This window comes from Variovorax sp. Root318D1 (genome assembly GCF_001424835.1).
In the GTDB taxonomy this organism is placed as follows: domain Bacteria; phylum Pseudomonadota; class Gammaproteobacteria; order Burkholderiales; family Burkholderiaceae_C; genus Variovorax.
In genome coordinates, this window is the sequence record NZ_LMCQ01000001.1 from 519,673 (window position 1) to 544,711 (window position 25,039).

Annotated in this window: 23 protein-coding genes and 1 pseudogene; 13 read left to right on the forward strand and 11 right to left on the reverse strand. The window is 66.8% G+C overall.

The window, feature by feature from the left end; all coding sequences use genetic code 11:
* The first annotated feature begins 42 nt into the window (after window positions 1–42).
* From ASC78_RS02415 to ASC78_RS02425, 3 genes are all read left to right on the forward strand, one after another.
* Complete coding sequence (locus ASC78_RS02415) at window positions 43–1,014, forward strand: Bug family tripartite tricarboxylate transporter substrate binding protein (protein WP_055795771.1); 972 nt, start codon at window positions 43–45, stop codon at window positions 1,012–1,014.
* A 1-nt stretch (window position 1,015) separates the two neighbouring features.
* The gene (locus ASC78_RS02420) at window positions 1,016–3,040 is read left to right on the forward strand and encodes a 4-oxalomesaconate tautomerase (protein WP_055795773.1); all 2,025 of its coding nucleotides are present in this window, start codon (window positions 1,016–1,018) and stop codon (window positions 3,038–3,040) included.
* Window positions 3,041–3,157: 117 nt separating this feature from the next.
* Window positions 3,158–4,450 carry a porin gene (locus tag ASC78_RS02425; protein WP_055795775.1) on the forward strand — a complete coding sequence of 431 codons (1,293 nt, stop codon included), beginning with the start codon at window positions 3,158–3,160 and terminating at the stop codon, window positions 4,448–4,450.
* 408 nt (window positions 4,451–4,858) lie between these two features.
* On the opposite strand, the gene ASC78_RS28320 is transcribed toward ASC78_RS02425, so the two are convergent.
* From ASC78_RS28320 to ASC78_RS02435, 3 genes and pseudogenes are all read right to left on the reverse strand, one after another.
* Window positions 4,859–5,209 (reverse strand): LysR substrate-binding domain-containing protein, encoded by a 351-nt coding sequence (locus ASC78_RS28320; protein WP_268810379.1) that lies wholly within the window; start codon window positions 5,207–5,209, stop codon window positions 4,859–4,861.
* A pseudogene (locus tag ASC78_RS28325) lies at window positions 5,210–5,503 on the reverse strand (LysR substrate-binding domain-containing protein); the annotation flags it as partial.
* A gap of 38 nt (window positions 5,504–5,541) precedes the next feature.
* Window positions 5,542–6,522, reverse strand: coding sequence for a ferritin-like domain-containing protein (locus ASC78_RS02435; RefSeq protein WP_055795981.1), 981 nt, complete (start codon window positions 6,520–6,522; stop codon window positions 5,542–5,544).
* A 374-nt stretch (window positions 6,523–6,896) separates the two neighbouring features.
* On the opposite strand from ASC78_RS02435, the gene ASC78_RS02440 reads away from it, so the two are divergent.
* The 3 genes from ASC78_RS02440 to ASC78_RS02445 all read left to right on the forward strand — a co-directional run bounded on the left by ASC78_RS02440 (window position 6,897) and on the right by ASC78_RS02445 (window position 9,376).
* On the forward strand, window positions 6,897–7,523 hold the full coding sequence (locus ASC78_RS02440; protein ID WP_327198104.1) for a hypothetical protein: 627 nt from the start codon (window positions 6,897–6,899) through the stop codon (window positions 7,521–7,523).
* The gene (locus ASC78_RS28275) at window positions 7,439–7,777 is read left to right on the forward strand and encodes a sensor histidine kinase (RefSeq protein WP_327198105.1); all 339 of its coding nucleotides are present in this window, start codon (window positions 7,439–7,441) and stop codon (window positions 7,775–7,777) included. The genes ASC78_RS02440 and ASC78_RS28275 overlap by 85 nt, the downstream gene beginning before the upstream one ends.
* 243 nt (window positions 7,778–8,020) lie before the next feature.
* A complete protein-coding gene (locus ASC78_RS02445) occupies window positions 8,021–9,376 on the forward strand; it encodes a tyrosine-type recombinase/integrase (protein WP_235504962.1) in 1,356 nt (451 codons plus the stop codon).
* Window positions 9,377–9,403: 27 nt separating this feature from the next.
* Here ASC78_RS02445 and ASC78_RS02450 read toward each other — a convergent pair whose 3' ends face one another.
* From ASC78_RS02450 to ASC78_RS02470, 5 genes are all read right to left on the reverse strand, one after another.
* Window positions 9,404–10,090 (reverse strand): GntR family transcriptional regulator, encoded by a 687-nt coding sequence (locus ASC78_RS02450; RefSeq protein ID WP_055795779.1) that lies wholly within the window; start codon window positions 10,088–10,090, stop codon window positions 9,404–9,406.
* Window positions 10,091–10,160: 70 nt separating this feature from the next.
* On the reverse strand, window positions 10,161–11,615 hold the full coding sequence (hydA, locus tag ASC78_RS02455) for a dihydropyrimidinase (RefSeq protein WP_055795780.1): 1,455 nt from the start codon (window positions 11,613–11,615) through the stop codon (window positions 10,161–10,163).
* A gap of 13 nt (window positions 11,616–11,628) precedes the next feature.
* Window positions 11,629–12,357, reverse strand: coding sequence for an amino acid ABC transporter permease (locus ASC78_RS02460; RefSeq protein WP_055795782.1), 729 nt, complete (start codon window positions 12,355–12,357; stop codon window positions 11,629–11,631).
* Between the two features lie 38 nt (window positions 12,358–12,395).
* Window positions 12,396–13,226 (reverse strand): ABC transporter substrate-binding protein, encoded by an 831-nt coding sequence (locus ASC78_RS02465; RefSeq protein ID WP_055795786.1) that lies wholly within the window; start codon window positions 13,224–13,226, stop codon window positions 12,396–12,398.
* 63 nt (window positions 13,227–13,289) lie between these two features.
* On the reverse strand, window positions 13,290–14,186 hold the full coding sequence (locus tag ASC78_RS02470) for a dihydrodipicolinate synthase family protein (RefSeq protein WP_055795788.1): 897 nt from the start codon (window positions 14,184–14,186) through the stop codon (window positions 13,290–13,292).
* A 105-nt stretch (window positions 14,187–14,291) separates the two neighbouring features.
* On the opposite strand from ASC78_RS02470, the gene ASC78_RS02475 reads away from it, so the two are divergent.
* Complete coding sequence (locus tag ASC78_RS02475; RefSeq protein WP_055795789.1) at window positions 14,292–17,240, forward strand: FAD-dependent oxidoreductase; 2,949 nt, start codon at window positions 14,292–14,294, stop codon at window positions 17,238–17,240.
* Window positions 17,241–17,244: 4 nt separating this feature from the next.
* The gene (locus ASC78_RS02480) at window positions 17,245–18,522 is read left to right on the forward strand and encodes a M20/M25/M40 family metallo-hydrolase (RefSeq protein ID WP_055795791.1); all 1,278 of its coding nucleotides are present in this window, start codon (window positions 17,245–17,247) and stop codon (window positions 18,520–18,522) included.
* On the opposite strand, the gene ASC78_RS02485 is transcribed toward ASC78_RS02480, so the two are convergent.
* From ASC78_RS02485 to ASC78_RS27845, 3 genes are all read right to left on the reverse strand, one after another.
* Entirely contained in the window at window positions 18,499–18,873 is a 375-nt protein-coding gene (locus tag ASC78_RS02485; RefSeq protein ID WP_055795793.1) for a YbaN family protein, read from the reverse strand. The two genes, ASC78_RS02480 and ASC78_RS02485, sit on opposite strands and share 24 nt — an antisense overlap.
* A gap of 109 nt (window positions 18,874–18,982) precedes the next feature.
* Entirely contained in the window at window positions 18,983–19,555 is a 573-nt protein-coding gene (locus ASC78_RS02490) for an RNA polymerase sigma factor (RefSeq protein WP_055795795.1), read from the reverse strand.
* Window positions 19,552–19,941, reverse strand: coding sequence for a YgaP family membrane protein (locus tag ASC78_RS27845; RefSeq protein ID WP_235504967.1), 390 nt, complete (start codon window positions 19,939–19,941; stop codon window positions 19,552–19,554). Before ASC78_RS27845 ends, ASC78_RS02490 begins: the two co-directional genes overlap by 4 nt.
* Window positions 19,942–20,055: 114 nt before the next feature.
* On the opposite strand from ASC78_RS27845, the gene ASC78_RS02500 reads away from it, so the two are divergent.
* The 5 genes from ASC78_RS02500 to ASC78_RS02520 all read left to right on the forward strand — a co-directional run bounded on the left by ASC78_RS02500 (window position 20,056) and on the right by ASC78_RS02520 (window position 24,839).
* Window positions 20,056–20,706, forward strand: coding sequence for a hypothetical protein (locus tag ASC78_RS02500; RefSeq protein ID WP_055795797.1), 651 nt, complete (start codon window positions 20,056–20,058; stop codon window positions 20,704–20,706).
* A gap of 95 nt (window positions 20,707–20,801) precedes the next feature.
* Entirely contained in the window at window positions 20,802–21,470 is a 669-nt protein-coding gene (locus tag ASC78_RS02505) for a hypothetical protein (protein WP_055795798.1), read from the forward strand.
* Window positions 21,467–21,937 carry a hypothetical protein gene (locus ASC78_RS02510; protein WP_055795800.1) on the forward strand — a complete coding sequence of 157 codons (471 nt, stop codon included), beginning with the start codon at window positions 21,467–21,469 and terminating at the stop codon, window positions 21,935–21,937. The genes ASC78_RS02505 and ASC78_RS02510 overlap by 4 nt, the downstream gene beginning before the upstream one ends.
* Before the next feature lie 62 nt (window positions 21,938–21,999).
* Window positions 22,000–22,752: a hypothetical protein gene (locus ASC78_RS27325; protein ID WP_055795802.1), complete on the forward strand. Its 753-nt coding sequence runs from the start codon at window positions 22,000–22,002 to the stop codon at window positions 22,750–22,752.
* Window positions 22,749–24,839 carry an SdrD B-like domain-containing protein gene (locus ASC78_RS02520; protein ID WP_055795804.1) on the forward strand — a complete coding sequence of 697 codons (2,091 nt, stop codon included), beginning with the start codon at window positions 22,749–22,751 and terminating at the stop codon, window positions 24,837–24,839. The genes ASC78_RS27325 and ASC78_RS02520 overlap by 4 nt, the downstream gene beginning before the upstream one ends.
* Window positions 24,840–25,039 lie beyond the last annotated feature (200 nt).

Here is a 25,039-nt window from a genome sequence, read left to right on the forward strand (position 1 = left end):
AACCGACCTGGATGACAAATCTTTCAACTATCGGAGACATCAATGCCAATTCGTAACGCACCCGTGCTGTGTGCCCTGGCCTCGGCGACTGTGCTCTTCTGCAGCAGCGCACTCGCCGCCTATCCCGAAAAGTCGATCACCATCGTCGTTCCGACCGCCGCCGGGGGCGCCAACGACGCGATGGCGCGAGTCATCGGCCAGGCCATGTCGGCTGCGCTCAAGCAGCCTGTCATCGTCGACAACAAGGCGGGCGCCAATGGCGCGATTGCCAGCGAGTTCGTGATGCGCGCCGCGCCGGACGGCTACACGCTGATGCTTGGCTATATCGCCACGCATGCGATGAATCCCGCATTGCAGAAGCTGCGCTACGACCCCGTGAAGGATTTCGAGCCCGTGGCCATGGTCGGAACGTCAGCGACGCTGATGGTCGTCAGTCCCTCCGTCAAAGCAAACAATGCGAAGGATCTTGTCGCCGAGTTGAAGGCCGCTCCCGACAAGACGAGCTACGCGTCTGCCGGCAACGGGACCGCACCGCATTTCGCCGCCGAGATGTTCAAGCTCTCGACCGGCACCAGCATGCTTCACGTGCCATACAAGGGATCGGCGCCTGCGATCAACGACACCATCGGGGGGCAGGCACAGGTGATGTTCCCAAGCCTTTTCACTGCGATGCCCTACGTGAAGGCTGGCAAGCTCAAGGCGATCGGCGTGGCGGGCATCAAGCGCTCGCCGCAGATGGCGGACGTGCCGACGCTCAAGGAGCAAGGAATCGAAAACGTGGATGTCTCGCAGTGGTACGGCATCTTCGCACCGGCCAAGACTCCGAAGCCTGTGATCGAGCAGCTCAATAAAGTGCTCAACACGGTGTTGGCCGACAAGAGCGTCGTCAAGAGACTTGAGGACCACGGCGCAGAAGTCGAAACCATGACTCCCGAGCAAATGCGCACCTATGTGCAGCAGGAGCAGGTCAAGTGGAAGAAGGTGGTCCAGGCTGCAAAGCTTTCGGCCGACTGAGATGAGCAGAACCATTCCCTGCGTGCTGATGCGTGCGGGTACCTCACGCGGCCCCTTCTTCCTGCGGGAGTGGCTGCCCGAAAGCGACGAGGAGCGCGACCAGGCGCTGATCGGCGCCATCGGTGCCTCCGATCCGCTGCAGCTCGACGGTTTGGGCGGCGGAAGCACCCTCAACAGCAAGGTTGCCATCGTGTCCCGCTCGAACGAACCGGGCTGCGATCTGGACTACCTGTTCGCGCAGGTAGGCGTCGGACACCGTTCCGTCGACACACGGCCGAACTGCGGCAACATGCTGTCGGGCGTCGCGCCCTTCGCGATCGAGCAGGGGCTGGTCGAGGCGCAGGACGGAGTCACGCGGGTACGCGTCTTCAATGTCAACACGCGATCGCGCATCGACGTCACCGTCAGGACGCCCGGCAAGCGCGTCACCTATGAGGGGGACGCGCGCATCGATGGCGTGGCCGGTACGGCTGCCCCGATCCTTCTGAACTTTCTGGACGCCTGGGGCGCGGTGACGGGCAAGGTCTTTCCGACCGGTCGGCGGATCGACACGATCGACGGCGTCGAGGTGACGTGCATCGATGCGGCGATGCCGCTCATGATCGTCCGCGCGTGCGACCTGGGCGTCACCGGCAGCGAAAGGCCCGCAGCGCTTGATTCGAATGCGGCACTGCTGGAGCGGCTCGAAGACCTGCGCCTGCAGGCCGGCCAGTTGATGGGACTCGGGGATGTCTCGGGCAGCGTCATTCCCAAGCCGGTTCTGGTTAGCGCGGGAGACTCTGCGGACAGCATCACCTCGCGCTACTTCACCCCGCGCCGCTGCCACGCCTCGCATGCGGTCACCGGTGCCATTGGCGTTCTCAGCGCCTTCGCACTCCCGGGCACGGTTGCAAGCGCCGCTGCTCGCGAGCCGGGACGTCACAACCTGGTGCTTCTGCATCCTGCAGGGCAGATCGACGTGGAAGTCGAGCTTGACGGCCGGGCGGACGACGCAACGGTGAAGGCGGCGGCGCTGGTGCGTACCGCCAGAAAGATCATGCAGGGCGAGATGCAGTTGCCCGACTACGTCTTTACGCGGCCTGAGGCCGTTGCACGTGGGTCGGCCGCGTTTCCGCGCAAACCCATCACGATCATCGTGCCAACGCGCGCGGGCGGCGGCAACGACACGATGGCCAGGATCATCGCGGCCGAACTGAAGCTGTTGCTCGGCCAGGAAGTTCTCGTGGACAACCGGGCCGGCGCAAATGGTGCCATCGCGAGCGAGTACGTGGCCAGGGCAGAACCCGACGGCCACACCCTCATGTTCGGCTACGTGGGCACCCACGCGATGAACCCGGCACTCCAGAAGCTGGGCTACCACCCCGTCAAGGACTTCGAGCCGGTCGGCTTGATCGGATCGTCGCCGACCCTGATGGTGGCCAATCGGCACGCGGATTTCGACGACGTTCGCAGTCTCCTCGAGCATCTGCGCAGCGCCCCAGGCAACGTCCGGTATGCGTCGGCCGGTGACGGCACGCCGCCACACTTCGCGTCGGAGCTGTTTCAACTCAACACGGGGACGAGGATGGAGGGCAGAACCCACGATGGTGCAGCGCCTGCCATCGTGGACACGCTCGATGGTCGTTCGGCGGTCATGTTCCCGAGCCTGTTCACCGCGCATCCCTTCATCCTCGACGGCCGACTCCGCGCCCTCGCCGTCGCGGCCCCGTCGCGTCTCGAAGCATTGCCTGCAGTGCCTACGTTGTCGGAGTCGGGCATCGAAGGGGTCGATGTCTCGCAGTGGTATGGGCTGTTTGCCCCCGCACGCACCTCGCTAGCGGTGATCGCACAGATCAACCGCGCGTTGAACGAGGTGCTTGCCAATCCGCAAGTGGTTGCTCGTTTCGAACGCCAAGGTGCGCGAGTCGAGGCCGGCCCTCCCTCTGCGCTGCGGGAACGCGTTCGCCGCGAGTTCGATCGTTGGCGGGACGTTGTGGCCGAAGGCGCCCTCGCGCCGCAAGACATCCGCCTGCTCGCGGCGGATTGATCCGCCGAACTTCCCAATCCGGCCATCGCAGCCGAACCTTTTTGCGGCAGTTGCCGCAACCACCGCCAGCGTCGCAGGGCGCCGGCAACCCTTGTTCGTCCCTTGGAGACACCTGCTATGCGCAAGTCCTTGATCACCTTTGCGGCACTGGCCGTTTCGGCCGCTGCTTCGGCGCAGTCGTCCCTGACGCTGTTCGGCGTCGCCGATTCAGCAATCAGTCATTACAGCGTCAAAAGCGCCTTCTACAACAATACCTTGGCGCTCCCGCCAGCGTCGGCGCTCGCCTTTGCGGAGGTGACGCGCTCGCAGACTGCCTTGTCGAGCGGCGCCAATTCGTCGAGCCGGATCGGCTTCCGCGGCACCGAAGACCTGGGCGGTGGATTGGCGGCAGGGTTCTGGCTCGAATCTGGCATTACCCAGGATAGCGGCGCAACCGCTTTGGCCACCTTCAGCCGTCGCTCGACGGTGAGCCTGTCGGGCGGATTCGGTGAACTCAGGCTGGGCCGTGACTATGTTCCGACCTACTGGAACGAGAGCGTGTTCGATCCGATGGGCGCAGTCGGCGTCGGCGAAAACCTCATCAAGAGCATCAGCGGCAACATTGCCACGGCGCGTGGCCCGGGCTCCGCCATTGCTGCGAATGACAACGCGATTCGGGCATCGAACAGCATCGGCTACTTCCTGCCACGCAATCTGGGCGGTTTCTACGGCCAGGTCATGTACGCCCTGCCTGAGACCGTGAAATACAGCTACCTGTCCGACAGCCCATCTCAGCGCGGACGCTACTACGGCGGGCGGTTTGGCTATACGAGCGGCCCGTTCGATGTGGCGGTCGCCTATGGAAAGAGCACGGCAGCCGACACCTTGGTGATCAGCGAGGCCGGGGTCGTGGCCGGCACGCGGCTTTCCGAGCAGCTGCGCACGATCAACTTGGGTGCGTCCTACGATTTCGGCTTCCTCAAGCTGATGGGCGAGTTGTCGCAGGTCAAAGACAAGGCCGAGACCACCACCGCGCCCTTGAGCGCCGGCAGGCGAACCTTCACCGACAACGACGAGTACAACGGCGCCATGATCGGCATGACGGTCCCGGTCGGTGCCGGCGTATTGAAGGCTTCGTACGCTCGCGTCAAGTTCAAGAACGACCAGAGTTCCGCCGCGCCGGCTTTGCAGGCACTGGATCGCGACGCGTCGGTGAACAAGCTCGCGCTCGGCTACGTCCACAATCTCTCGAAGCGGACCGCGCTCTACGCGACGGTGGCTCGCGCCCGCATCAAGAACGGACAGAACAACCCTGCCATCATGGCCGTCGGTCTCGGTGGCCCCGCATTCGCGTCGACAGGTGCAGGTGTGGCGGGTTTGGCGCCGCGCAGCGCTACGGGCTACGACTTCGGGCTGCGCCACGCATTCTGACGACGAGTGTGGCAGCGCTTCGCGGCCCGCTTTTTCAGTCGGATGGTCGAAATCCGGGAAGAGAAAGCATCCTGGCCCTGAGCGCCTCGATGAATGCGGTCACCCGTGCCGGCCTGTAGATGCCCGGGGGCAGTGCGACGTGAATGACGATGGGTTCGAGCCACCAGTTCGCCAGCACTTCTCGGCAACGTGCTGCACCGTTTCGGCGTGACGCCGTGTGCAATCTCGCACGAGCGCTCACGGGGCTGGCGCCGGTTTCAAAAACACCCCGCGAGGTGTGAATGATGGACGGCGGCCGGGGACCCGGCTTCATCGCGCGGGCCTTCGCCTCCAAGGCGGCGGCGCAAGAGATTGGCGCAGCATCGTCAGAAAGGCCGTTGCCCGCGCACTTCGCCCGAAGCGGGTGCTTCATCGCGCGGGCCTTCGCCTCCAAGGCGGCGGCGCAAGAGATTGGCGCAGCATCGTCAGAAAGGCCGTTGCCCGCGCACTTCGCCCGAAGCGGGTGCCCAGCATGGCGACGACGTCGGCGGGAGGAACCTCCCAGCTCGCAAGCACCCGCTTGAGCCGACCGGCTGCCAGATCGGCAGCGACGTTCCACTCCGATCGCATCGCGATACCCCGGCCCGCCACYGCCCAATCGCGCACCACCGCGCCGTCATTGCTGCACATGGTGGGACGGATGCGGACGGTCTCCGGCTCGCGCGAAGCGTGCACGAAGCGCCACAGCGTGACGTCCTCGTCGTTCTCCCTCACCACCAGGCACCGATGCTGAACCTCCCAGCTCGCAAGCACCCGCTTGAGCCGACCGGCTGCCAGATCGGCAGCGACGTTCCACTCCGATCGCATCGCGATACCCCGGCCCGCCACTGCCCAATCGCGCACCACCGCGCCGTCATTGCTGCACATGGTGGGACGGATGCGGACGGTCTCCGGCTCGCGCGAAGCGTGCACGAAGCGCCACAGCGTGACGTCCTCGTCGTTCTCCCTCACCACCAGGCACCGATGCTGCAGCAAGTCTGACGGCGACTGAATCGGCGAAGCACTGGCGAGATAGTCCGGGCTCGCCTGTCGCGCACCCTAGGCGCAGGGGGTTAGGCGCGCGCGGCGCGTGCCTCGTTGCGCAGGTCACGGATTTGATCATGATTGCGCTGCGCGGCCTGCGCTTGTGACTGCACCACCTGGCGTGCATCCTGGGGCAACGGCTGGCGCAAAGCCTTGCGAAAGCGCGCGACTGCGGCGTCCTCGCCGCGCTCGCATTCCTCGAGGATCGACAGCTCGCTGTTCGCACCCACCGCGCCCTTGAGGTGCACCCAGCCCCGGTGCAGCGCGCCCGAGGCGGTGCCCCCGTCCGCAGGCTCTCCGCCATAGGAAATCACCAGTTGGGAGAGTTGCGCCGCGGACTCGCGACACTGCGCGGCACGCGTCGCGAACAGTTGCTTCAGCCGGGGAGATTCCACTTCTTCCGCGCAGGTGCGAAATCCGGCCTCGCCGTCGCGCACGTTCTCGATCACATCGTTAAGCACGTCGACCACCTCATCGTTCGATAGCGGATCGCCCTCGGGAAGCGAGGTGTCCTCGTCACGCATGTAGAGCCGGTCGGCGCGCTCCCATGCCGCATGCGAGGCAGGCCGCGCCTGCTCCCACGTGAGCGACGAGGTGCCGCGGCGTGCTTCCCACTCGCGGGCCAGCGACGGCTCGACGGCCGCGAAGGAGTCGTCCAACGCCGCACGGCGGTTCCAGCCGAGTTCATAGGCGGGCGCATAGTGCTCGTAGCTCAGGCCTGGCTCGTAGTAAGGCTCGCGCGTGTAGACGCCTTCCCAGTGGCTGTGTTCGACGGTGGGGTTGATGCGCTCTGCAACGGCCTTGCCACCCATGCCCCCGGCCACGGCACCCACGAGCATGCCGGCGACCGCACCTGCCGGTCCGCCGACGGCACCGACAGCGGCGCCGGCGAGGGCACCGCCCGTGGCCCCCGCGCCCGTGCCGACGGGGTGCGAGCCCGGCTCACCGGTGATGGGGTCGAGGTTCAGGTCGTAGCGCTCGGAAGGGGTCTTGGCTTGGGTCACGGGCATTCCTTGGATGGTTTGGTGGTCGAGGTCGGGCGAGTTGTCAGCCTTGTTTGGGAGCATCATTCGCTCCCCGCCGGTGGCACAAGGTGGGTGGATGGCGCGGCGTGCTGTAGTCCAACCCGTTGGGGTGGCCAATGCATCATCTGGCGGATGAATTTCGCCACGCTCGTGGCCGGTGTGCACTTGGGGCGGGGCGCTGCCGCTCCGCGCGACGGCTGCGTGCCCCAATACAACATGAATGCGGCATCCACTGCCGCTCATCCATTACCTCGATTCCTCGAGTTCCCAGCCCGAAGCGCCTATAGTGGCCACTGAGCCTCCGACGCACGAGCTGCTGGCCCGCCCCATCGCTTCGTGCACTGGCAAAGGAGGTCTGTATGCACCGTTTTCTTTCCAACAACCGCGACGAACTGATTGCTCGGTGCAAAGTGAAGGTTGCACAACGCCCCTTGCGGGCGGCGACCGACAAGCAACTGGCCCATGGTGTGCCCATGTTCCTGGACCAGCTCGCGAGAACGCTCGCCGCAGAAGAAGACGACGAGATGGACGTGAGCATCGCCATCTCGGGGCCTTCCGGGGGCGATACGCTTGCCCTGTCCGAAATAGGCGTGAGCGCTACCGCCCACGGCAAGGAACTGCTCAATCTGGGCTACACCGTGGACCAGGTCGTTCATGACTACGGCGATCTCTGCCAGGCCATCACAGACCTCGCGTTCGAACGGGATGCACCATTTGCCGTGGCCGAGTTCCGTACGCTGAACCGCTGTCTGGACAACGCCATTGCGGACGCCGTCACCGAGTTCAGCGCTCAACGCGATGCGCAGATTTCGGTGAAGCAGATCGCAGGCGAAAAGCAGCGGTTGGGATTCGCAAAGGCGCAGGCTTCGAGGTGCGGACCGTGGATCCCTCGCTGGCGATCATGGCCAACCGGGATCTGCTCCATGCGGCGCTGGCCAACCTGCTACAGAACGCCTTCAAGTACACCCAGGAGAACGCCATGGTGACCCTGAGCGCCTACGCCTCGGGGGACCAGGTCCTCATCGATGTCGAGGACCATTGCGGAGGATTGCCGCCAGGCGGCGCCGCAAAGATGTTCATCCCCTTCAGGCCCAACAACGACAGCCGGGCGGGCCTGGGGCTTGGGCTCTCCATCGCTCGTCAAACCATCGAAGCGGACTATGGAACGTTGACGGTCCGGGACGTGCCGGGCTCGGGCTGCGTCTTCACCATCAGCCTTCCTCTGCACTCTGTCCAGTAGGTAGTGTGCGGGGCTGACCCTCTCATGCAGAGCGGCCCATGGTGGATCTAGAACTCAAACATCCTATCGCCTTGGCCAGCTGGTTCATCGCGTTTCGAGCATTTTCAATCTGCTGCTGGAGAGCAGCGCCGACCACCTGAAGCACCAGGCCATCCACGATGTACTGACGGGACTTCCGAACCGCCGCTGCTGGGAGATCGCCTCAAGCAGGCCATTTCGTATGCGGACCGATACGGACGGTTGATGTTCATCAACCTGGACGGCTTCAAGCTGGTCAATGACAGCCTTGGCCACAAGGCGGGCGACGAATTGCTGAAGGTCATGGCCGAACGCATGAGCCAGTGCCTGCGCAGCGTGGCACCGTCGTGCGGACAAGCGGCGATGAATTCGCAATCGATTTGTACGGCCGGCCCGGAGAGGGGACACAGGTCGCGCCGGCTGAAGAGTGAACTGCCCCGAGGCGGCTCAGCAAATACACTAACGGCGATCGCATTACCCATATCACACGACGAACTCAGCGCCCACCCCACTTGCCAACAATTCCCCTCCAGCACAAAATCCCCTGCCGTTAGCGTATTTTTAATGTCGTTATCTCTTCCTCTGTTCCACGAACCTCCTGGCGAATCGCACCACGCGGCGTTCGACCTTTGGCTCGCCGCGCAACAGGAAAACGGAGCCTTGCGTCAGCCCTCTTCCATCGCCGTCTATCGCGACATGTGGGGCAGTTTCACCGCCTGGTGCCTTGGCCAGTCGCCCACGGTGACGCTGGCGTCGCTGGACACCAGCGATCTGTCGGCTTTCCAGCAGGCGCGCTTCGGCATGAAAAGCGACGACCTGTCGCTGTCTCCGCGTTATGCGCTGCGCCTGCTTCGGCTGATCGACCGGGTGCTGCGGCACCACGCGGAGGCCCACGGCACGCCCGCCAACGCCGCGGCCTCGGAATGGATCGCGACGCAGCCCGAGGTTCGCTATGCCGATTCGGCCCGGGCAGATCCCCTGCCGGAATTTCTCTCGGTTTCCGAAGCCAGGCATCTCATCACCTTTCTCTCCAGCGCCCGGCCCCGGCCCGGCGACCGGCATGGCCAGCTTGCGCTGAGCTGGCAGGCGCTACGCAATCGCGTGGCGGTCGCCTTGCAGCTGGGCGCGGGACTGACGCCCGGTGATGTTCGCTTGCTGCGGCTCGACGCGCCGACCTCACAGATCGCAGGCCGCCGCGCACGTCCGTGGAAGGTTGCGGTGCCAGGCAACGGCAACTCGCCGGCACGCGAGGCACCCATCGCTCCCTGGGCGGGCGAGCTGCTGCAGCACTGGCTGAACGTGCGCGCCGAGGCGTCGATTGCGGGCGACTACCTCTTCCCGGCCACCCGCACGGGCAAGCCCTGGAGCAAGGAGGCTCAGTACGTGGCCGCCAAGCAGGTGCTCGAAGATGCGGGCATCGATGCCACCGGTGGTGGCTCGTTCCTGCTGCGCCACACCTTCGCGCTGCGCCAACTGCGCAGGGGCGCCAAGCTTGACCAGGTCGCACACTGGCTTGGCATCGAGCCCGAGGCGATGGGCAAATATCAGCGCGTGCTCACGGGTCCGGCCAAAGTCATCTGAGGGCCAGCCGGCGGCTCTGCGCCGGAATCAGTCGACAAGCGCGCGCTTGACGTCTTCCTGGAGACTGCGCAGATGCGCGCGCATCGCCGCGCGCGCCCGTTCGGGATCCCTCGCGCGCAATGCCGAGATGATCTCGCCGTGCTCTTCATGGTTTTCACGCTGGCGGTGCAGCGGGCTGTGCAGCCGGAACAGCCGTGCGTTCACGCGCAGTTCCTCGACCAGGCGCGGCAGCACCACATTGCCGCTGGCCGATGAAATGAGTTGATGGAATCGGTCGTCGAAGTGCCAGTGCTCGACCTCGTCATGCACCCCGGCGTCGAGGGTCTTTAGATCGGCGTCCAGTTCATCGAGCTGCGCTTCGGTGATCTTGTCGACCGCCAGCGCGATGGCCTCGCACTCGATGATCTCGCGCGCCCGCATGCAGTCGAAGTATTCCTTGGTGCCCAGCGCGCGCACCGCGTATGAACGCGCGTCGCGGCGCACGAGCAACCCTTCGCCCGCAAGCCGGACGAGTGCTTCGCGCATCGGCGTGCGCGAAATCCGCAGCTCGTCCGCGAGGCGGCCTTCCTGTAGCGGGCTGCCCGCCGAAATCTTGCGATCGAGGATCAGCGTGCGCAGGCTCGCATAGGCCTGCTCGGCCAGGCTCGCGGAGCGGACTTCGAGCGGCGCGATGGTGATTGTGGCTGGCTGAGCCGGGCTGGGAAGGCTTGGCATGCGGGAGAAGTTGATTGCCACGAAAGGTGGGGAAACGCCTGGAAGGCCAGCCGCGGCGGGGCCGAAAGCTTCACAGCCATTTGGCGAGCGGATTCTCGGCGTTGGGCGCGCGCGGGCGCAGGCAGGGCTGGAACTGTCCCGCACCTGCTTCCGCCGAGAACACGCCATTTTCCCATACCACCTGCCCCCTCGAAAGCGTGATTCCCGGCCAGGCGCGCATCTTCATGCCCTCGTAGGGCGTGTAGTCGGCCGCATGGTGGAGCATGTCGTTGCGGATGACTTTCTCGTGGCCCTCGCCGAATGTGTCCCACACCACCAGGTCCGCATCGCTGCCGACCGCGATCGTGCCCTTTTTCGGATACAGCCCGTAGAGCCGTGCCGGATTGGTCGACGTGAGTTCGACGAAGCGGTGGACGTCGATGCGCCCCGTCAGCACGCCTTCGCTCATCAGCAGCGGAAGCCGGGTTTCGACACCTGGAATGCCGTTGGGAATGCGGTCGAAGGACGCATCCTCGCCGGCCATGCGCTTGCCGTCGCTGCCATGGATGTTGAAGGGCGCATGGTCGGAAGAGAAGATCGTGAAAAGGCCGCTCGAAAGAGCGTTCCAGATGAACTGCTGGTTGGCCTTGTCGCGCGGCGGCGGGCTGCAGATGCAGCGTGCGCCGTGCATCGGATCGTCGGGGTCCACCCCCAGGTCTTCCGCGCTCAGGAAAAGGTACTGCGGGCAGGTCTCCGCATGGATCGGCAGCCCGCGCCCGCGCGCCCAGTGAATCTGCTCGACCGCCTCGCGGCCCGAGACGTGGACGATCAAAATCGGTGTATCGATCAGCTCGGCCAGCGCAATCGCGCGGTGCGTGGCTTCGCGCTCCACCGCCATCGGCCGCGAGCTCCCGTGATAGCGCGGCGCCGTCAGCCCGGCATCGAGCAACTGCTCGGTGAGCCAGGCGATGCAGTCGCTGTTCTCGGCATGGATCATGGTCATCGCGCCGTGCCGGCGCGCCACCGCGAGCACCTCGATGATCTGCCGGTCGTCGAGCTTCAGGTCGTCGTAGGTCATGTAGATCTTGAACGAGGTGTAGCCCTTCTCGATCAATGCCGGCAGCTCGCGCTGCGTCACGTCCTTGGTCGCGTCCGCGACGATCAGATGAAACGCATAGTCGATCACCGCCTTGCCTTCGGCGCGCCGGTGATAGTCGTCCACAGCTTCCTGCATGCTGCGCCCCTTCTGCTGCGCGGCGAACGGCAGCACCGTGGTGGTGCCGCCGCAGGCCGCCGAGCGCGTGCCGGTGAAGAAGTCGTCCGAGAAGCGCGAGCCGTCGCCGGTCGGCTGGTCGAAGTGGCAGTGGCCATCGACACCGCCGGGCGTCACCAGCCGGCCGGCCGCGTCGATCTCTCGCGCGGCGCTGCCGTCCAGTTGATGAGCGATGGCGCTGATGCGCCCGTCGCGCACACCGATGTCGGCGCGGTAGCGGTCGCCCACGGTGGCAATGTCGGCATTGCGAAGAATCAGGTCGTAGGAGCTCATCGATGGGTCCCGGTCAACGTTGTTCGAGCACGGCATCGGCCACCACCGGCGCGTCGGCGGCGGTGGTGCCGGTGCGGTAGGCGCGGCCGTAGTGGCGCTCGATGCGGCGCTGGATGAAATCCCACGCCGTGGTCATCAGCAGGTAGTAGATGGCGGCGACGATGAACAGCTCGAGCACCATGAATTTCTCCTGGATCAGCACCTGGGTGCGGCGCAGCAGTTCTTCCATCGAGATCACCGAGGTGATCGAGGTGGTCTTGAGCAGGCCATTGATGCTGTTGCCCAGTGTCGGGATGATCAGCCGCATCGCCTGCGGCATCACGATGTAGCGCATGCTCTGCGCACTGCTGAAGCCCATGGCGCGCGCCGCGTTGGTCTGGCCCACCGGCACCGACTGGATGCCGCCGCGCACCACCTCCGCGAGGTAGGCCGCCTCGTTGAGGATCAGCCCGAGCAGCGCCGACTCGATCACCGACAACTTGAGCCCGAGCTGCGGCAGCCCGGTATAGATGATGATCAGCTGCACCAGCAGCGGCGTGCCGCGGAAGACCCAGATGTAGAAATGCGCCGGTGCCACCAGCCAGCGGTGGCGCGACAGGCGGGCCAGGGCCAGCGCACATCCGACGACCAGGCCTCCCGCGATCGACGCGAGGGTCAGCCAGAGCGTGGTGAGCGCACCGTTCAGGATGTACGGATTGAACAGGTAGTCGGCAAACCCCGACCAGCTCCAGCCTTGTCCCATGGACTTTCCCTCTCGAACTCAGTGGTGGTGCGGTGCGCTCAGCTGGCGGGGCCCTTGACGACGACGGCACCGTCGATCGCCTTGACGCCGTATTGGTCGAACAGCTTCTGGAAGCTGCCGTCGGCCTTCATGTCGTTGAGTGCCTTGGCCATCGCAACCGACAGGTCTTTGTTTTTCGCGGCCAGCGCCACCGGGGTGGGGAACAGGCCGCTCAGCACACGGTCGAAATCGCCGCGCCTCTGATACTCGGCACCGGTGGAGTCGATCGACAGCGCCACCTCCACCTGCCCCGCGCGCAGCGCCTGGAAGGCCATCGCGAAGTTCTCGAAGGTCCGGATGGTCATGCCCTTCATGCCCTTGTCGGTCAGCTGCTTGTCGAGTTCGCGCGCCTTGCGCTCCTCGAATCCGCCGATCTCGACACCGATGCTCTTGCCCGCCAGGTCCTCGGGCTTGCTGATCTTGAGCGGGTTACCGCGCGCGGTGCTGATGCTGATCGCCTGGTCCTCGTAAGGCAGCATCTGCATCAACTTGGCACGCTCGTCGGTGTAGAAGATGCCGGTGTTGATCACATCCCAGCGGCCCGCCTGCAAGCCGGGAATCATGGCCGAGAACTCGATGCGCACGTATTCGGGCGTCAGGCACAGGCGCTTGGCAATCGCTTCGCCGAGTTCCACCCGCATGCCCTTGAGGGCGCCGGTCTGGTCGACGAACTGCATCGGCGGCAAGGTCGGGTTGACCGACATGATCAGGGTGCCCTTCTTGATCAGCGCCGAGTCGGGCACCGGCGACTTGCAGGCCTGGGCGTTCGCGATGCCCATGCCGAGGATGAAAAGAACCGTGGCCGACGTGAGAGCGGGAAGCAGTTTCATGGTGATTTCCTGGTGGAGATGGAGCGAGGCAAAAGATGGGCGATTGAGGGAAAGGACGGGCGCTCAGGCCTTGATCGAACCGAGCAGGCCGAGGCGGTCGAGCTCGCGCCGCAGGTCGAGGGCGTCGGCTTCGGGCAGCGGCAGGCGCGGCGCGCGCGGCTGGCCGACCGGCAGGCCCATCATTCCGAGTCCGTGCTTGGAGGCCGCGACATAGCGGTGGCCGCCGACCCAGCGCACGATCGGCAGCATTTCCTTGTAGAGGGCGAGGGCCGCGGGCATGTCCTGCTCGTCGGCGACCAGTTCGAACAGCCGCGCCGACATCTTCGGGATCAGGTTCGAGCAGACCGCGACCCAGCCCTGCGCGCCCAGCCAGAACGACTCGTAGCCCAGGATGCCCGCGAACACCGTCATGCGGTCGCCGCAGAGCTCGATGATGTCGCGCACTCGCGTCACCTCGAGCGTCGATTCCTTGATGTACCTGCAGTTGTCGATGCGCGAGAGCCGCGCCACCAGTTCCGGCTTGAGATCGACGTTCGCCGTCGCCGGATTGTTGTAAACCATGATCGGCACGCCGATCGCCTCGCCCACCTTGCGGTAGTGCGCGAACAGTTCGTCGTCGGTGGGCGTGCTGTAGAACGGCGGAATGATCATGACGCCGTCGGCGCCCATGGTCTCCGCCTCGCGGCTCAGCCGCACGCACTCGTCGGTCCACTCGGCGCCGGTGCCGATCAGCACGGGCACGCGTTTTGCTGCCGTCTGCACACAGGTCTCGATCACCAGCTGCCGCTCCTCGGCCGTCAACGACAGGAATTCGCCAGTACTGCCCAGGGGAATCAGCCCGTGGATCCCCTCTTCGATCTGCCAGTCGACGAGCCTCTTCAGGGCCGGCACGTCCACCTGCTTTCCGTCGGCGGTCATAGGGGTGATGAGCACCGTATAGGTGCCTCGGAACGCTGTCATTCCAGTCCTTGTTGAAAAAATTGGGGCGACGAAGTATTTGTATACGTTCAGTATACGTATACATTAGACCATGTCCAAGTGGTTTTTTGCTTCGCACCTGTTTCAATGAGCGCCCGACTGACCCATTCCTCCATCGCTGCCGGCGGACGCCCGATCCGCTTCTGGTACGACGGCCAGCCCGTGGACGGTCTCGAGGGCGAAACCGTGGCTGCCGCGCTCGCGGCCAGCCATCTCCGGCAGATGCGGCACACGCAGGGCGGCGGACGCCGCGGCCTGTATTGCGGCATGGGCGCCTGCTTCGACTGCCTCGTGACCATCGACGGCCGGGCCAGCCAGCGCGCCTGCCTGACCAAGGCCGCGGACGGCCAGCAGATCCGCTCGGCCATGCCGGCGGGGACGTCTGCGGATCCATTGACGCAGCTGGCACCCGACGCGGGAGCCCGGCCGCTGGCGCGCGAGGTCGACGTGCTGGTGATCGGCGCCGGCCCGGCCGGTCTCTCGGCGGCGCTCGCGGCCCGGCGCGCGGGCGCCCGAGTGCTGGTGCTCGACGAGCGGCTGCAGTCCGGCGGCCAGTTCTTCAAGCCGCTGGCACCGTCGCACCAGGCCGCGACACCGCCGGACCGGCAGTTTGCGGACGGCCTGGCGCTGGAGCGCGAAGTGCTCGCCGCCGGCGTCACGATCCGGCAGGACGCGCAGGTCTGGGCCGCGTTTTCGCCGCACGACGTCAGCGCGCTGATCGACGGGCAGGCCACCCACATCCGATGCCGGCAGCTGGTGATCGCGCCGGGTGCCTACGAGCGGCCGGTGCCCTTCCCGGGCTGGACGCTGCCGGGCGTGATGACCACCGGCGCCGCACAGACCCTGGCGCGGGCCTACCGCGTCGCGCCGGGACAGCGCGTGGTGATCGCCGGCAACGGACCGCTCAACCTGCAGCTGGCTGCGGAACTGCTCGCCGGCGGCGCCCAGGTCGTCGCAGTGCTCGAATCGGCGGCCCGCCCGTCCGCGCGCGACTGGCGCCAGCTGCTCGCCGCCGCCCGCACCGCGCCCGATCTGCTGCGCCAGGGCTGGGGCTACCTGCGGGAGCTGCGCGCCCACAAGGTCCCGCTGCTGTGGGGCCATGCAGTGGTCGCCGCCGAAGGCGCGGCCGAGCTGCAGGCGGTGCAGGCGGCGCGGCTCGACGCCCAGGGCCGTGCCACGCCTTCCCCGGCGCTGAGCTTCGAGGCCGACACGCTGTGCCTGGGCTACGGCTTCATCCCCTCGACCGAGCTGGCGCGCATGCTCGGCTGTGAACACCGTCTGGCCGACCGGCACCTGGGCTACCTCGCGACCGTGACGGGCACCGACGGCGCCACCAGCCTGCCCGGCGTGTTCGTGGTCGGCGACGGTGCCGACATGGGCGGCTCGCGCGTCGCATTGGCGCGCGGCACGCTGGCGGGCACGGCGGCGGCACGCAACATCGGCCTGACCGCCTCTGCACCGCCCGGCGCCGGGGATCGGCTGCGCCGCGCCGAGCGCTTCCAGCAGGCGCTGTGGTCGCTCTACCGGGCGCCGCCCGTGGCGCTGGCCACGGTCAGCGACGACACGCTGCTGTGCCGCTGCGAGGAGATCAGCTTCGGTTCGGTGCGCGAGCTGATCCGGGCCGGCCGCGACACGCTGGCCGCGCTGAAACGCAACACGCGGCTCGGCATGGGCCGCTGCCAAGGCCGCTATTGCGCGGTCACCGCGGCCAGGTTGATCGGCGAGACGACTGGACGCCCGACCGAGGTCGAGCAGTACTTCGCGCCGCGGCCGCCGGCCAGGCCGGTGCCCGCGGGCGCGCTCGGCTTCGAGAAGCCCGAATGGGGCGGCCACAAGCCGGCGATCACGCCGAACCTCGCGCGCCCTGTGGAGCGCGCGCCCTTTCACATCCTCCGCACCGACGTGCTGGTGATCGGCGCCGGCGTGCTCGGTTCCTGCCTGGGGTACTACCTGGCGAAGGCCGGCCAGGACGTGACGGTGGTCGACCGCGACGACATCAATCTGCAGGCCTCGGGCGCCAACGCGGGAAGCCTGCATGTCCAGCTGCTGTCTTTCGACTTCGGCGCCAAGGCGCAGCAAGGTGGCGGCCCGGCCGCGGCCACCCTGCCCCTCGGCCCGATGTCAGTGCGGCTCTGGCAGGAAATCCAGGCCGACTGCGGCGAAGAAGACCTCGAGATCAAGATCACGGGCGGGCTGATGGTGGCCGACAGCGAGGCCGGCATGCGCTTCCTCGAGGCCAAGGCCGCACTCGAACGCAGCCATGGCATCGACGCGCAAGTCATCGACGGCGCTGAACTGCGCCGGCTCGCACCCGCGCTATCCGGAAAACTGCTGGGCGCCGACCTGTGCCCGATGGAAGGCAAGATCAACCCCCTGCGCGCGACCTATGCGGTGGCCTCGCGCGCGCAGCAGCAGGGCGCGCGCTTTCTGCGCGGCTGCGACGTCATGCGCATCGAACGCCGGCCGGGCAGCGGCGCCGGCTTCGTCGTTCACACCTCGCGCGGCACCATCCACGCAGGCCGCGTGGTGAACGCCAGCGGCGCCTGGTCGAGCACGGTCGGCGACATGCTCGGCATCAGGATTCCCGTCAAGGGCGCGCCGCTGCAGATGATCGTGACCGAGCCGGCGCCGCCGCTGGTCAATCACCTGGTCGCGCATGCCGACCGCCACCTGAGCCTCAAGCAGGCGGCCACCGGCGGCCTGCTGATCGGCGGCGGCTGGACGGCCGCCTTTCACGAAGGCATGCGCCTGAACCGAGCCGAGCGCGACAGCATCGAAGGAAGCCTCTGGGTCGCGCGCCAGGTGCTGCCGGCCGTGAGCGGGCTGCACATGGTGCGCTGCTGGGCCGGCATGAACGTCAACATCGACGGCGCGCCGATCATCGGCGGCGTTGCCGGCCTGCCCGGCTTCTACAACGCCGTGACCTCCAACGGCTACACGCTGGCACCCATCACCGCTCACCTGGTGGCCGACCTGATCGTGCGCGGCCGCACCGACATCGACATCACTCCTTTCCACATCGACCGCTTTCTTTGACGCCATGACAGACCTTTCAACCGCGCGCGACACGCTGCGCCAATTCATCGACACCCATTTCGACCATCAGGTCCAAACCCTCGCGCGGCTGGTGCAATGCCCCTCCGACAACCCGCCCGGCGACTGCGCCCCGCATGCCGAACTCACGGCCCGGCTGCTCGAGGCCATGGACCTGAAGGTCGAACGCCATCCGGTGCCGGCCGCATTCGCAGCGCAGCACGGCATGCTCAGCGTGACCAACCTGATCGTGCGCGAGCGCTTTGGCGACGGGCCGGTGATTGCACTCAATGCACACGGCGACGTGGTGCCGCCCGGCTCAGGCTGGAGCGGTTCGCCCTATGGCGGCGAGGTGCGCGACGGCTGGCTGTACGGCCGCGGCGCCGCGGTCTCGAAGTCGGATTTCACGACCTACGCTTTCGCGATGCGTGCGCTCAGGCAGTTGCGGTCATCGGGCGCGCCACTGGCCGGCACGGTCGAGCTGCACTTGACCTACGACGAGGAAACCGGCGGCATGACCGGCCCGGCATGGATTCTTTCGCAGGGCCTGAGCCGGCCGGACTACGTGATATCGGCCGCCTTCTCGCATCACGTGGTGGTGGCGCACAACGGCTGCCTGCATCTGGAAGTGACGCTGCGCGGCAAGTCCGCCCATGCGGCGAGGCCCGACACCGGCGTCGACGCGATCGAGGCTTCGGCGACCTTGCTGCCGGCGCTCTACCACTATCGCGACCAGTTGGCGCAGCGGCCCTCGCAAACGCCTGGCATCACGCATCCGACGATGGTCGTCGGCCTGATCGAAGGCGGCATCAACACCAACGTGGTGGCCGACGCGCTGAGCCTGCGGATCGACCGCCGCATCGTGCCCGAAGAAGTGCCCGAGGACGTCGAGGCCGAACTGCGCCAGGTCATCGAGCAAGCCTGCGGCAGCCTGCCCGGCATCTCCGTCGAGATCCGGCAGATCCTGCTGGCCCGGCCTTTCGCGCCCGCCCCCGGCGCACAGGCCTTCGCGGAGCTGATGTGCCGCGAAGCCAGCGCCGTGATGGGCAAGCCGGTCACGCCGATCGGCGTGCCGCTCTACACCGATGCACGGCTCTACAGCGAAGCCGGCATTCCGACCGTGATGTACGGCGCCGGTCCTGCGTCGCTGCTCGAAGCCAACGGCCATCGCGCCGACGAGCGCGTGCCGCTCGATGAACTGCACAAGGCAACTGTCGTCGTCGCCAACACGCTGCTGCAACTCCTGACCCAGCCGGAGAAATCACTGCTCGGGCCGACGCCATAGCCAGATTGCGACGGCCGCCATGAAGAGCGGTGCGCCAATCTTCACGGCGATGGATGCGCCGGTTGCCAGCAGCACAAGCGAGCTGAAGGTCATCATCACGGTCGCGGCCCACTTCGCGCGGCGCGGCACCGCGCCCCCTTCCTGCCAGCGCCGGATGTACTCGCCGTAGCGGGGATGTTCGAGCAGCCAACGCTCCAGCGCCGGCCAGCCGTGGCCTGCCGCCCAGGCGGCCGCAAGCAGGAACGGCACCGTCGGCAGAACCGGGAGAAAGGCACCCAGCAGGCCGAGTGCGACGAGCACCAGCGCCAGCACACGCCAGAGCAGCCGCGCGACGGGACCGGGAAGCCGCATCAGGGAGCGCGCTCGCGGAGACGGTCTGCGGGGAACTGCGTGGCGGGCATCGACGGATGGTAAGCCAAGGGTCCACCGGAACGACGGCGAGCGCAAACCGGCGCGTGGGTCACCGCGCGCGGCCTGAGGTGGCATCGGACCCGTCGTCCTGGTTCCAGTAGCCGCCGTTCATCAGGCTGTCGCGCACCATGGCGCGGGCGCGATGCAGCCGGCTCTTCACCGCCTCGATGCTCAGACCCAGGCTTTCCGCCACTTCGGGCGCGGTCAGCTCCTCGACGTCGCGCAGGATCAGCGTGACGCGATAGGCCTCCGGGAGCGCGGCAATCGCCTTCGTCAGGTCGAGCCGAAGGTCGGTCGGAATCTGCGGCGCCGCCAGTTCGTCGGCGAGCGGCTCCGACAGCCGAGCGGCCGTGGCGGCGCTGCGCCTGAAGATCCGGTAGCACTCGCGCTCGACGATCCGGAACAGCCAGGTGGCAAAAGCGGCCACGGTGCCGAGCGTGCCGATCCTCCGGTGCAGCTGCCACAGCGCGAGCTGCACCGCGTCTTCGGCATCCTCGCTGTTGGCGCACGTGCGGCGCGCAAAGCGCTTGAGATCGGGCTGGCACGTGCGCAGCAGCTGCGAAAGCGCCCGTTCATCCCCCGCACAAGCGGCTTCGATCAGCGGCGCGGACGCACGGATCATTTAAGCGGCCCGATGGCCCGGCGCCCGAGCATCGCGCAGGCAGGGCAGAACCCGACGATGGCCGTGGCACCGAGCATGGCCGCCACGGCGAAGCCCAGCACCCCGAGCGCTCCGGACGGCAGGAAATAGATCGCGCCGAGCGCGGCGATGGCGCCCAGACACAGGCGGATTGCTCGTTCCCAGAGGGGAACGTTGCGTTTGAGATGTAACACGTTGCGGCTCTCCATGATGTTGACTTCTACATGGAGTGCTGCGTGAGGCTCGAAGGATTCAGCGAAGGAAAAAGAAATTGGTTGGGCAGCGGAAGTTAGTTGCTTGACCAGTGCCCGTTGCAGCGGCACGACAGATGGAGGCGGCGAATTGTGTGACTTATTACCGAAGTTCACTTTCAGCAACACTCCACGCCAGAATGAGAACTTAATAACTCACACAAATGTGATTGTTTAGTTACACTCGCGCCTGCCTCCGCCTTAATCCTTAGCCCAAAAGCACTCATTTTCATGAAAAAACTTCTTCTGATCGCCGCAGTGGCCGCCACCGTGGCTCCCTTCGCCAGCCAGGCCGAATCGAACTTCGTGACGACCACCGGCTCGACGTCGCCGGCCGCCAGCGCCAAGCTCGACTTCAAGATTGTCGTTCCGAAGGTGCTGTTCCTGCAGGTCGGCACGGGCTCCAGCATGGCGGACAACACGACGGTGGATATGGTGACGTTCACCGTGCCCGCCAACGGTATCGGTAACGGCACTGCGGTGGCAGGTACCGGCGGCAACCTCTCCGGCGGCGCCGTCACTGTTCGCGTGCTCGGCAACACTGGCGACGTCACCCTGTCCAACATTACCGCGGGCCAGCTCAGCAACGGCGTCAGCGGTGATCCGACTGTGCCATGGACCGACATCACCGTGACCGGCGGCGCTCTGGCGGCGACCACAACCGGCTACACCAACGCCGCCATCGCCCACCCGCCCTTCAACAATGACGCGGCCGGCGGTGCATCGGCAACGGCCACCACCCTGACCGCATCGGGCGGCCTCGTGCGCCGCGAAGGCAGCTGGACCTTCGCCTATGCCAACACCTCCGTGATGCCGGCCGGCACCTACGGCGAGACGGAGGCAAACAAGGGCCGCGTGACCTACACCGCGACCGCCCCCTGAGCGCCAGCACAACCACCCGATAAGCGCGGCTTCCAACACACGATGACCGAAGGCGGGCTGAGTCCTGCCTTCGCGATTCGTTGAGAACGAGCGGCATGAAACCTTCGCCATTCCAGCTGTCCCGCGCCGCGCGCGCCCTGTTCGGGCTCGCCCTTTCGTGCGGCGTCTGGTTGCCCAGCGCGTACGGCTTCACGGTTGGCATTACCGCCGGGCAGCGCGCGTTGTTCCTGCAGGTGGGCGTGGGCACCATGTCCGGGGGCTTCTTCAACAACGGCGGCACGCCCGGCGACAACCCGACAGTCAACACCGCATCGGTCACGGTCCCTGTGGCCCAGTTGGGCTCGGGCGCACCGCAGCTCATGACGACGGACAGTACCGTCACGGCCAGTCCCTGGGAAGGGGCCGCCTTCTGCAACTCGCCCGCCACCACCGGACAGGTGTATGTGGGCGGCTTCTTCCGCCGGCCCGGCCAGGGCGCCGGAGGCAACGAAGCCATACTGAGCGTCACTACGCCGGCCGCCCTGACCAGCGTCAACGGCGACACGATTCCGTTCAGCCGGATTGCATGGACCTCTTCGGGCATCGGCGACGCCACCGCGACCATCCCGCCCGGCACGTTCGTTGGCGGTGGTACGCAGACCCTGCTGCCCGTCAGCCGCAACACGTGGTTCGAAAGCTGCCTCGCCTTCAGCTACCTCAATACAGAGATCGTCCCGGCCGGCACCTTCACAGGCAGGGCGACCTTCACGCTCACGGCCCCATGAAAGCCCGACTCACGCTTGTCATGTTGGCCGGCCTGTTGGCCCTGGGCGCCATGCTCCCCGCCGCTGCCGCCACCTATCGCATTGACGACACAGGCACCTTTGCAACCCAGCCGGTCACGCCGATGCGCTGGCGCCAGTTGGCACCCGGCCGCGCCGGCGACCACACGGTGGAAGGCCGCGTGCAAGTGCAGCTGCGGCTCAACCTGTCGCAATGGGTCAGCCGGCCCGCGCGCATCTACCTGTCCCTGGCGCCCACCGACGGCGAACAGCTGGTCGCCACGTGGCGCACGCAGGGTCGCCTGCTTCCGGGCACGGTCCGCGGCGGCGGCCGTACGCTGGTGTACGAGGGCGTGGTGCGCGACTCCTTCCTTCAGGAAAGCATCGTGCTCGATCTCACGGCCGACGGTCGCAAGGTCGAGCACGCGCAGTCCCTGCAATTCTTTTTCGAGATCGAGGTATCCCCGTGATGCGCCGAGTCGCACTTCTTTGCCGTGGCCGCAGTGCGGTCATTTTTCTGCTTGCAGCCCTGATGTTGGGCACAACGGCGCAAGCGCAGTTTTCGCTTGCCGTCTCGCCGCCGCGCTTCGAACTTTCGACCAAGCCCGGCGAGCGCGTGCGCGAGGTGATCGAGCTCACGCACCGCGACACGCCAACCGGCGGCTACAAGCTCAAGACCGCCGACTGGACCTTCAGGCCCGACGCCTCGGTCGACTTCAGCGACGAGCTGTTGCCCGGGAGTTGCCGGCCCTGGGTCGCCATCGAGCGCCGCGAGCTCAGCATCACCTCCGGACGCCCCTACCGCTTTCGCTTCGAGGTGACGCCGCCGCCCGACGCGCCGCCGACCGAATGCCGCTTTGCGGTGCTGATCGAAGGCCAGCAACCGGCCACGGCCCCGGGCGTGCCGATGGCGCTGGGCGCGCGCATCGGGGTCATCGTCTACGTGGCCGTGGGCGACGTCGCACCGGTGCTGGAACTCGTGGGCACCTCGGTCCGAACGATCGACGGGCGTCCCACGCCCATGCTCAAGATCCGCAACACGGGCACGGCCCATGGCCGCCTGGCCGGCTTTCTCTCGGGCACCGACGCGGGCGGCACGGCACTCGAGCTGCAGGCCGGCACCACGCCCATCATGCCCGGCGAAACCCGCGAGATCGCGCTCGCGGCCAACAAGCCCGGCGACACCGAAACCACGGTCGCGGTGCGTTTCCCGATCACCATCGCCGGCAAGCTGGAGTGGGGCAAGAGCGGCTCGCTGCCGATCAATCAACGCTTCGCTCCATGAAGCGCTGGCTCCGCAACGGCGCCCTCGGGTTGTGCGGCGCGGGGCAGGTGCTGGCCGGCACATCCGCATGGGCGCAGCCCGTGGCGGCGCAATACATCGACCGCGTCCTCGACGACAGCCCGCAGGCCGCGCCGGTCGATGAACCCCAGGCCCAGGGCAGCGGCTGGCCGCGCGGCTGGACCGTCGAGGGGCAATCCACCCGTCAAAGCGGCGCCACGAGGACGCAGAGTAACTCGTTGCTGTTCTCGGGTTACCTCGACACACCCGACTACGGCACCTTGTCTGCCAATCTGAACCTGAACCGCGATTCGGTGCCAGTGAGCGGCATTGCGCTGTACGGCACCACCGGCACGCCACTGACGCAGGTGCCCTATACCTACCGCAACGGCAGCACCTGGCGCATCGACCAGCGCGCCATGCCCTTCAACGGGGGCTGGTTCGGGAACAACAGCATCGGCAACATCAACATGGCGAGCACGCCGCTCGCACGCGGTGTCGGCCGGGTCTACCTGCCCAGCCTGCCGATCGAGGGCGCGTCGCTCAGCATCGAGCAGCCGGGGCGAACCACGCTGAATGCATCGGCCGGACGGCTGGGCTATTTCGACGGCATTTCGTCCCAGGGCTTCTCGTCCGGGCGGGGCACCGCGGCGGGCGCCGGCGCCCAGACCCAGCTGAGCGGCAGCGACGGCCCCTACGCGCTGGGCCGCACCGATGCGGCGGTCCAGCTGGTGGAAACGCGCAACTTCAACGCCAACGGCGTGCCCGGCTTTGCCCAGGACACCCGCTCGGTGTGGAGCGCCGTTTCATGGCAAGGCCAGGCGCCGTGGGCCGATTCCGTCGGCAAGGGCTACGGCGGCGTCGGCGAGCGCGTGGGCGGCCTGCGCGTCCAGGCCAACCTGGCGCACAGCACCGGGCAACCCTCCGACGCGTCGTCGCGCGCGGCGCGCGATTCAGCCACCGGCGGCTGGGTCGACGCGACCTGGCGCACGCAGCTGATGCAGCAGAGCGCGACCGTGTTCTATTTCCAGCCCTCGCTGCGCTGGGGCGGCGACTCGCTGCCAAGCGACCTGCGGGGTGCCTCGTGGCGCGGCGACGTTTCCACCCGCCAGTGGCAACTGGGCGGCAACATCGAGGTGAGCGACAGCGTGAGCGGGCTCCAGCGCCGCTCGCTCTACGGCAATCTCTTCGGCCGCTTTCGGCTGGACTCGCGCGACTCGATCTCCGGCAACGTGGCCGCGCGCACCGGCAGCTATGCGGCGCAGTCGGCGCAGTTCACCTGGGAACACAAGTCCGACTGGGGCTACAGCCAGTGGCGAACCGACGTTGCGCGAGGCACCGACCTGCGCGTGCTGCGCACCGGCGTCGACCACGCCTGGCGGGTCAGCGAGGACCAGACGCTCTCGACCTCGCTGGCCTACGAGCAATCGCGCCAGTCCGGAATCGATGCGCGCACGGTCCACTGGGGGGTGCTCGGCACTACGCCGCTGGCCGCCGGCGCCCGGCTCGACCTGAGCCTGCGCGGCAGCAACGGCATCGGCGACACCGATTCGCGTTTTCTGAGCGCCAATGCGCGCCTGAGCTGGCCGCTGGGCCTGGGCTGGTCGTTCATTGCCCTGTACGCCGCCGCCCGCGGCCAAGAGTCGCTCAACCCGGCCGTGGTGTCGGCCCTGACGACGGCCATGCAGCAGGCCGTGCGCGTGCTGCCCTCCAACCGCTCGTTCATGGTGGCGCTTCGCTACGAGAGCCGCGCCGGCGTGGCCAGCGCCCCCATCGGCGGCCTCCCGGGTGCCGGCGCGGGCAAGCTCGAGGGTTATGTCTTCTTCGACCAGAACAACAACGGACTGCGCGAGGCCAGCGAAGGCGGTGTTCCCGGCGTGACGGTGGTGCTCGACCGCGGCTACGTGGCCCGCACCGACGCCCAGGGCCGCTACAGCTTCCCCTCCGTGGCCGCCGGCAGCCACCAGATCGAGCTGGTTCAAGACAACCTGCCGCTGCCCTGGAGCAGTGCCGGTTCCCCGACGCGGCGCGTCAACGTCTACGTGCGAGACGCCGCCATGACCGACTTCCCGATCCAGAAAGAACATTGAATCCGACGAAAGGCAGTTGCGCTTCCGCTCCCTGCTGTATTTACTTGCTAAGCCGGCCTTCATTTGTGAAATTGTCTGCCGATCAACGAAGGCCGGGCATCGCCGAGATGCCTCCATCCGAGTGTTTTTCGGGGGGAAAGCCTTATGTCCGGAAGCAGGTTATCGACAGGGGTGTGCGCGAAATGCGCCCTGTACGCATG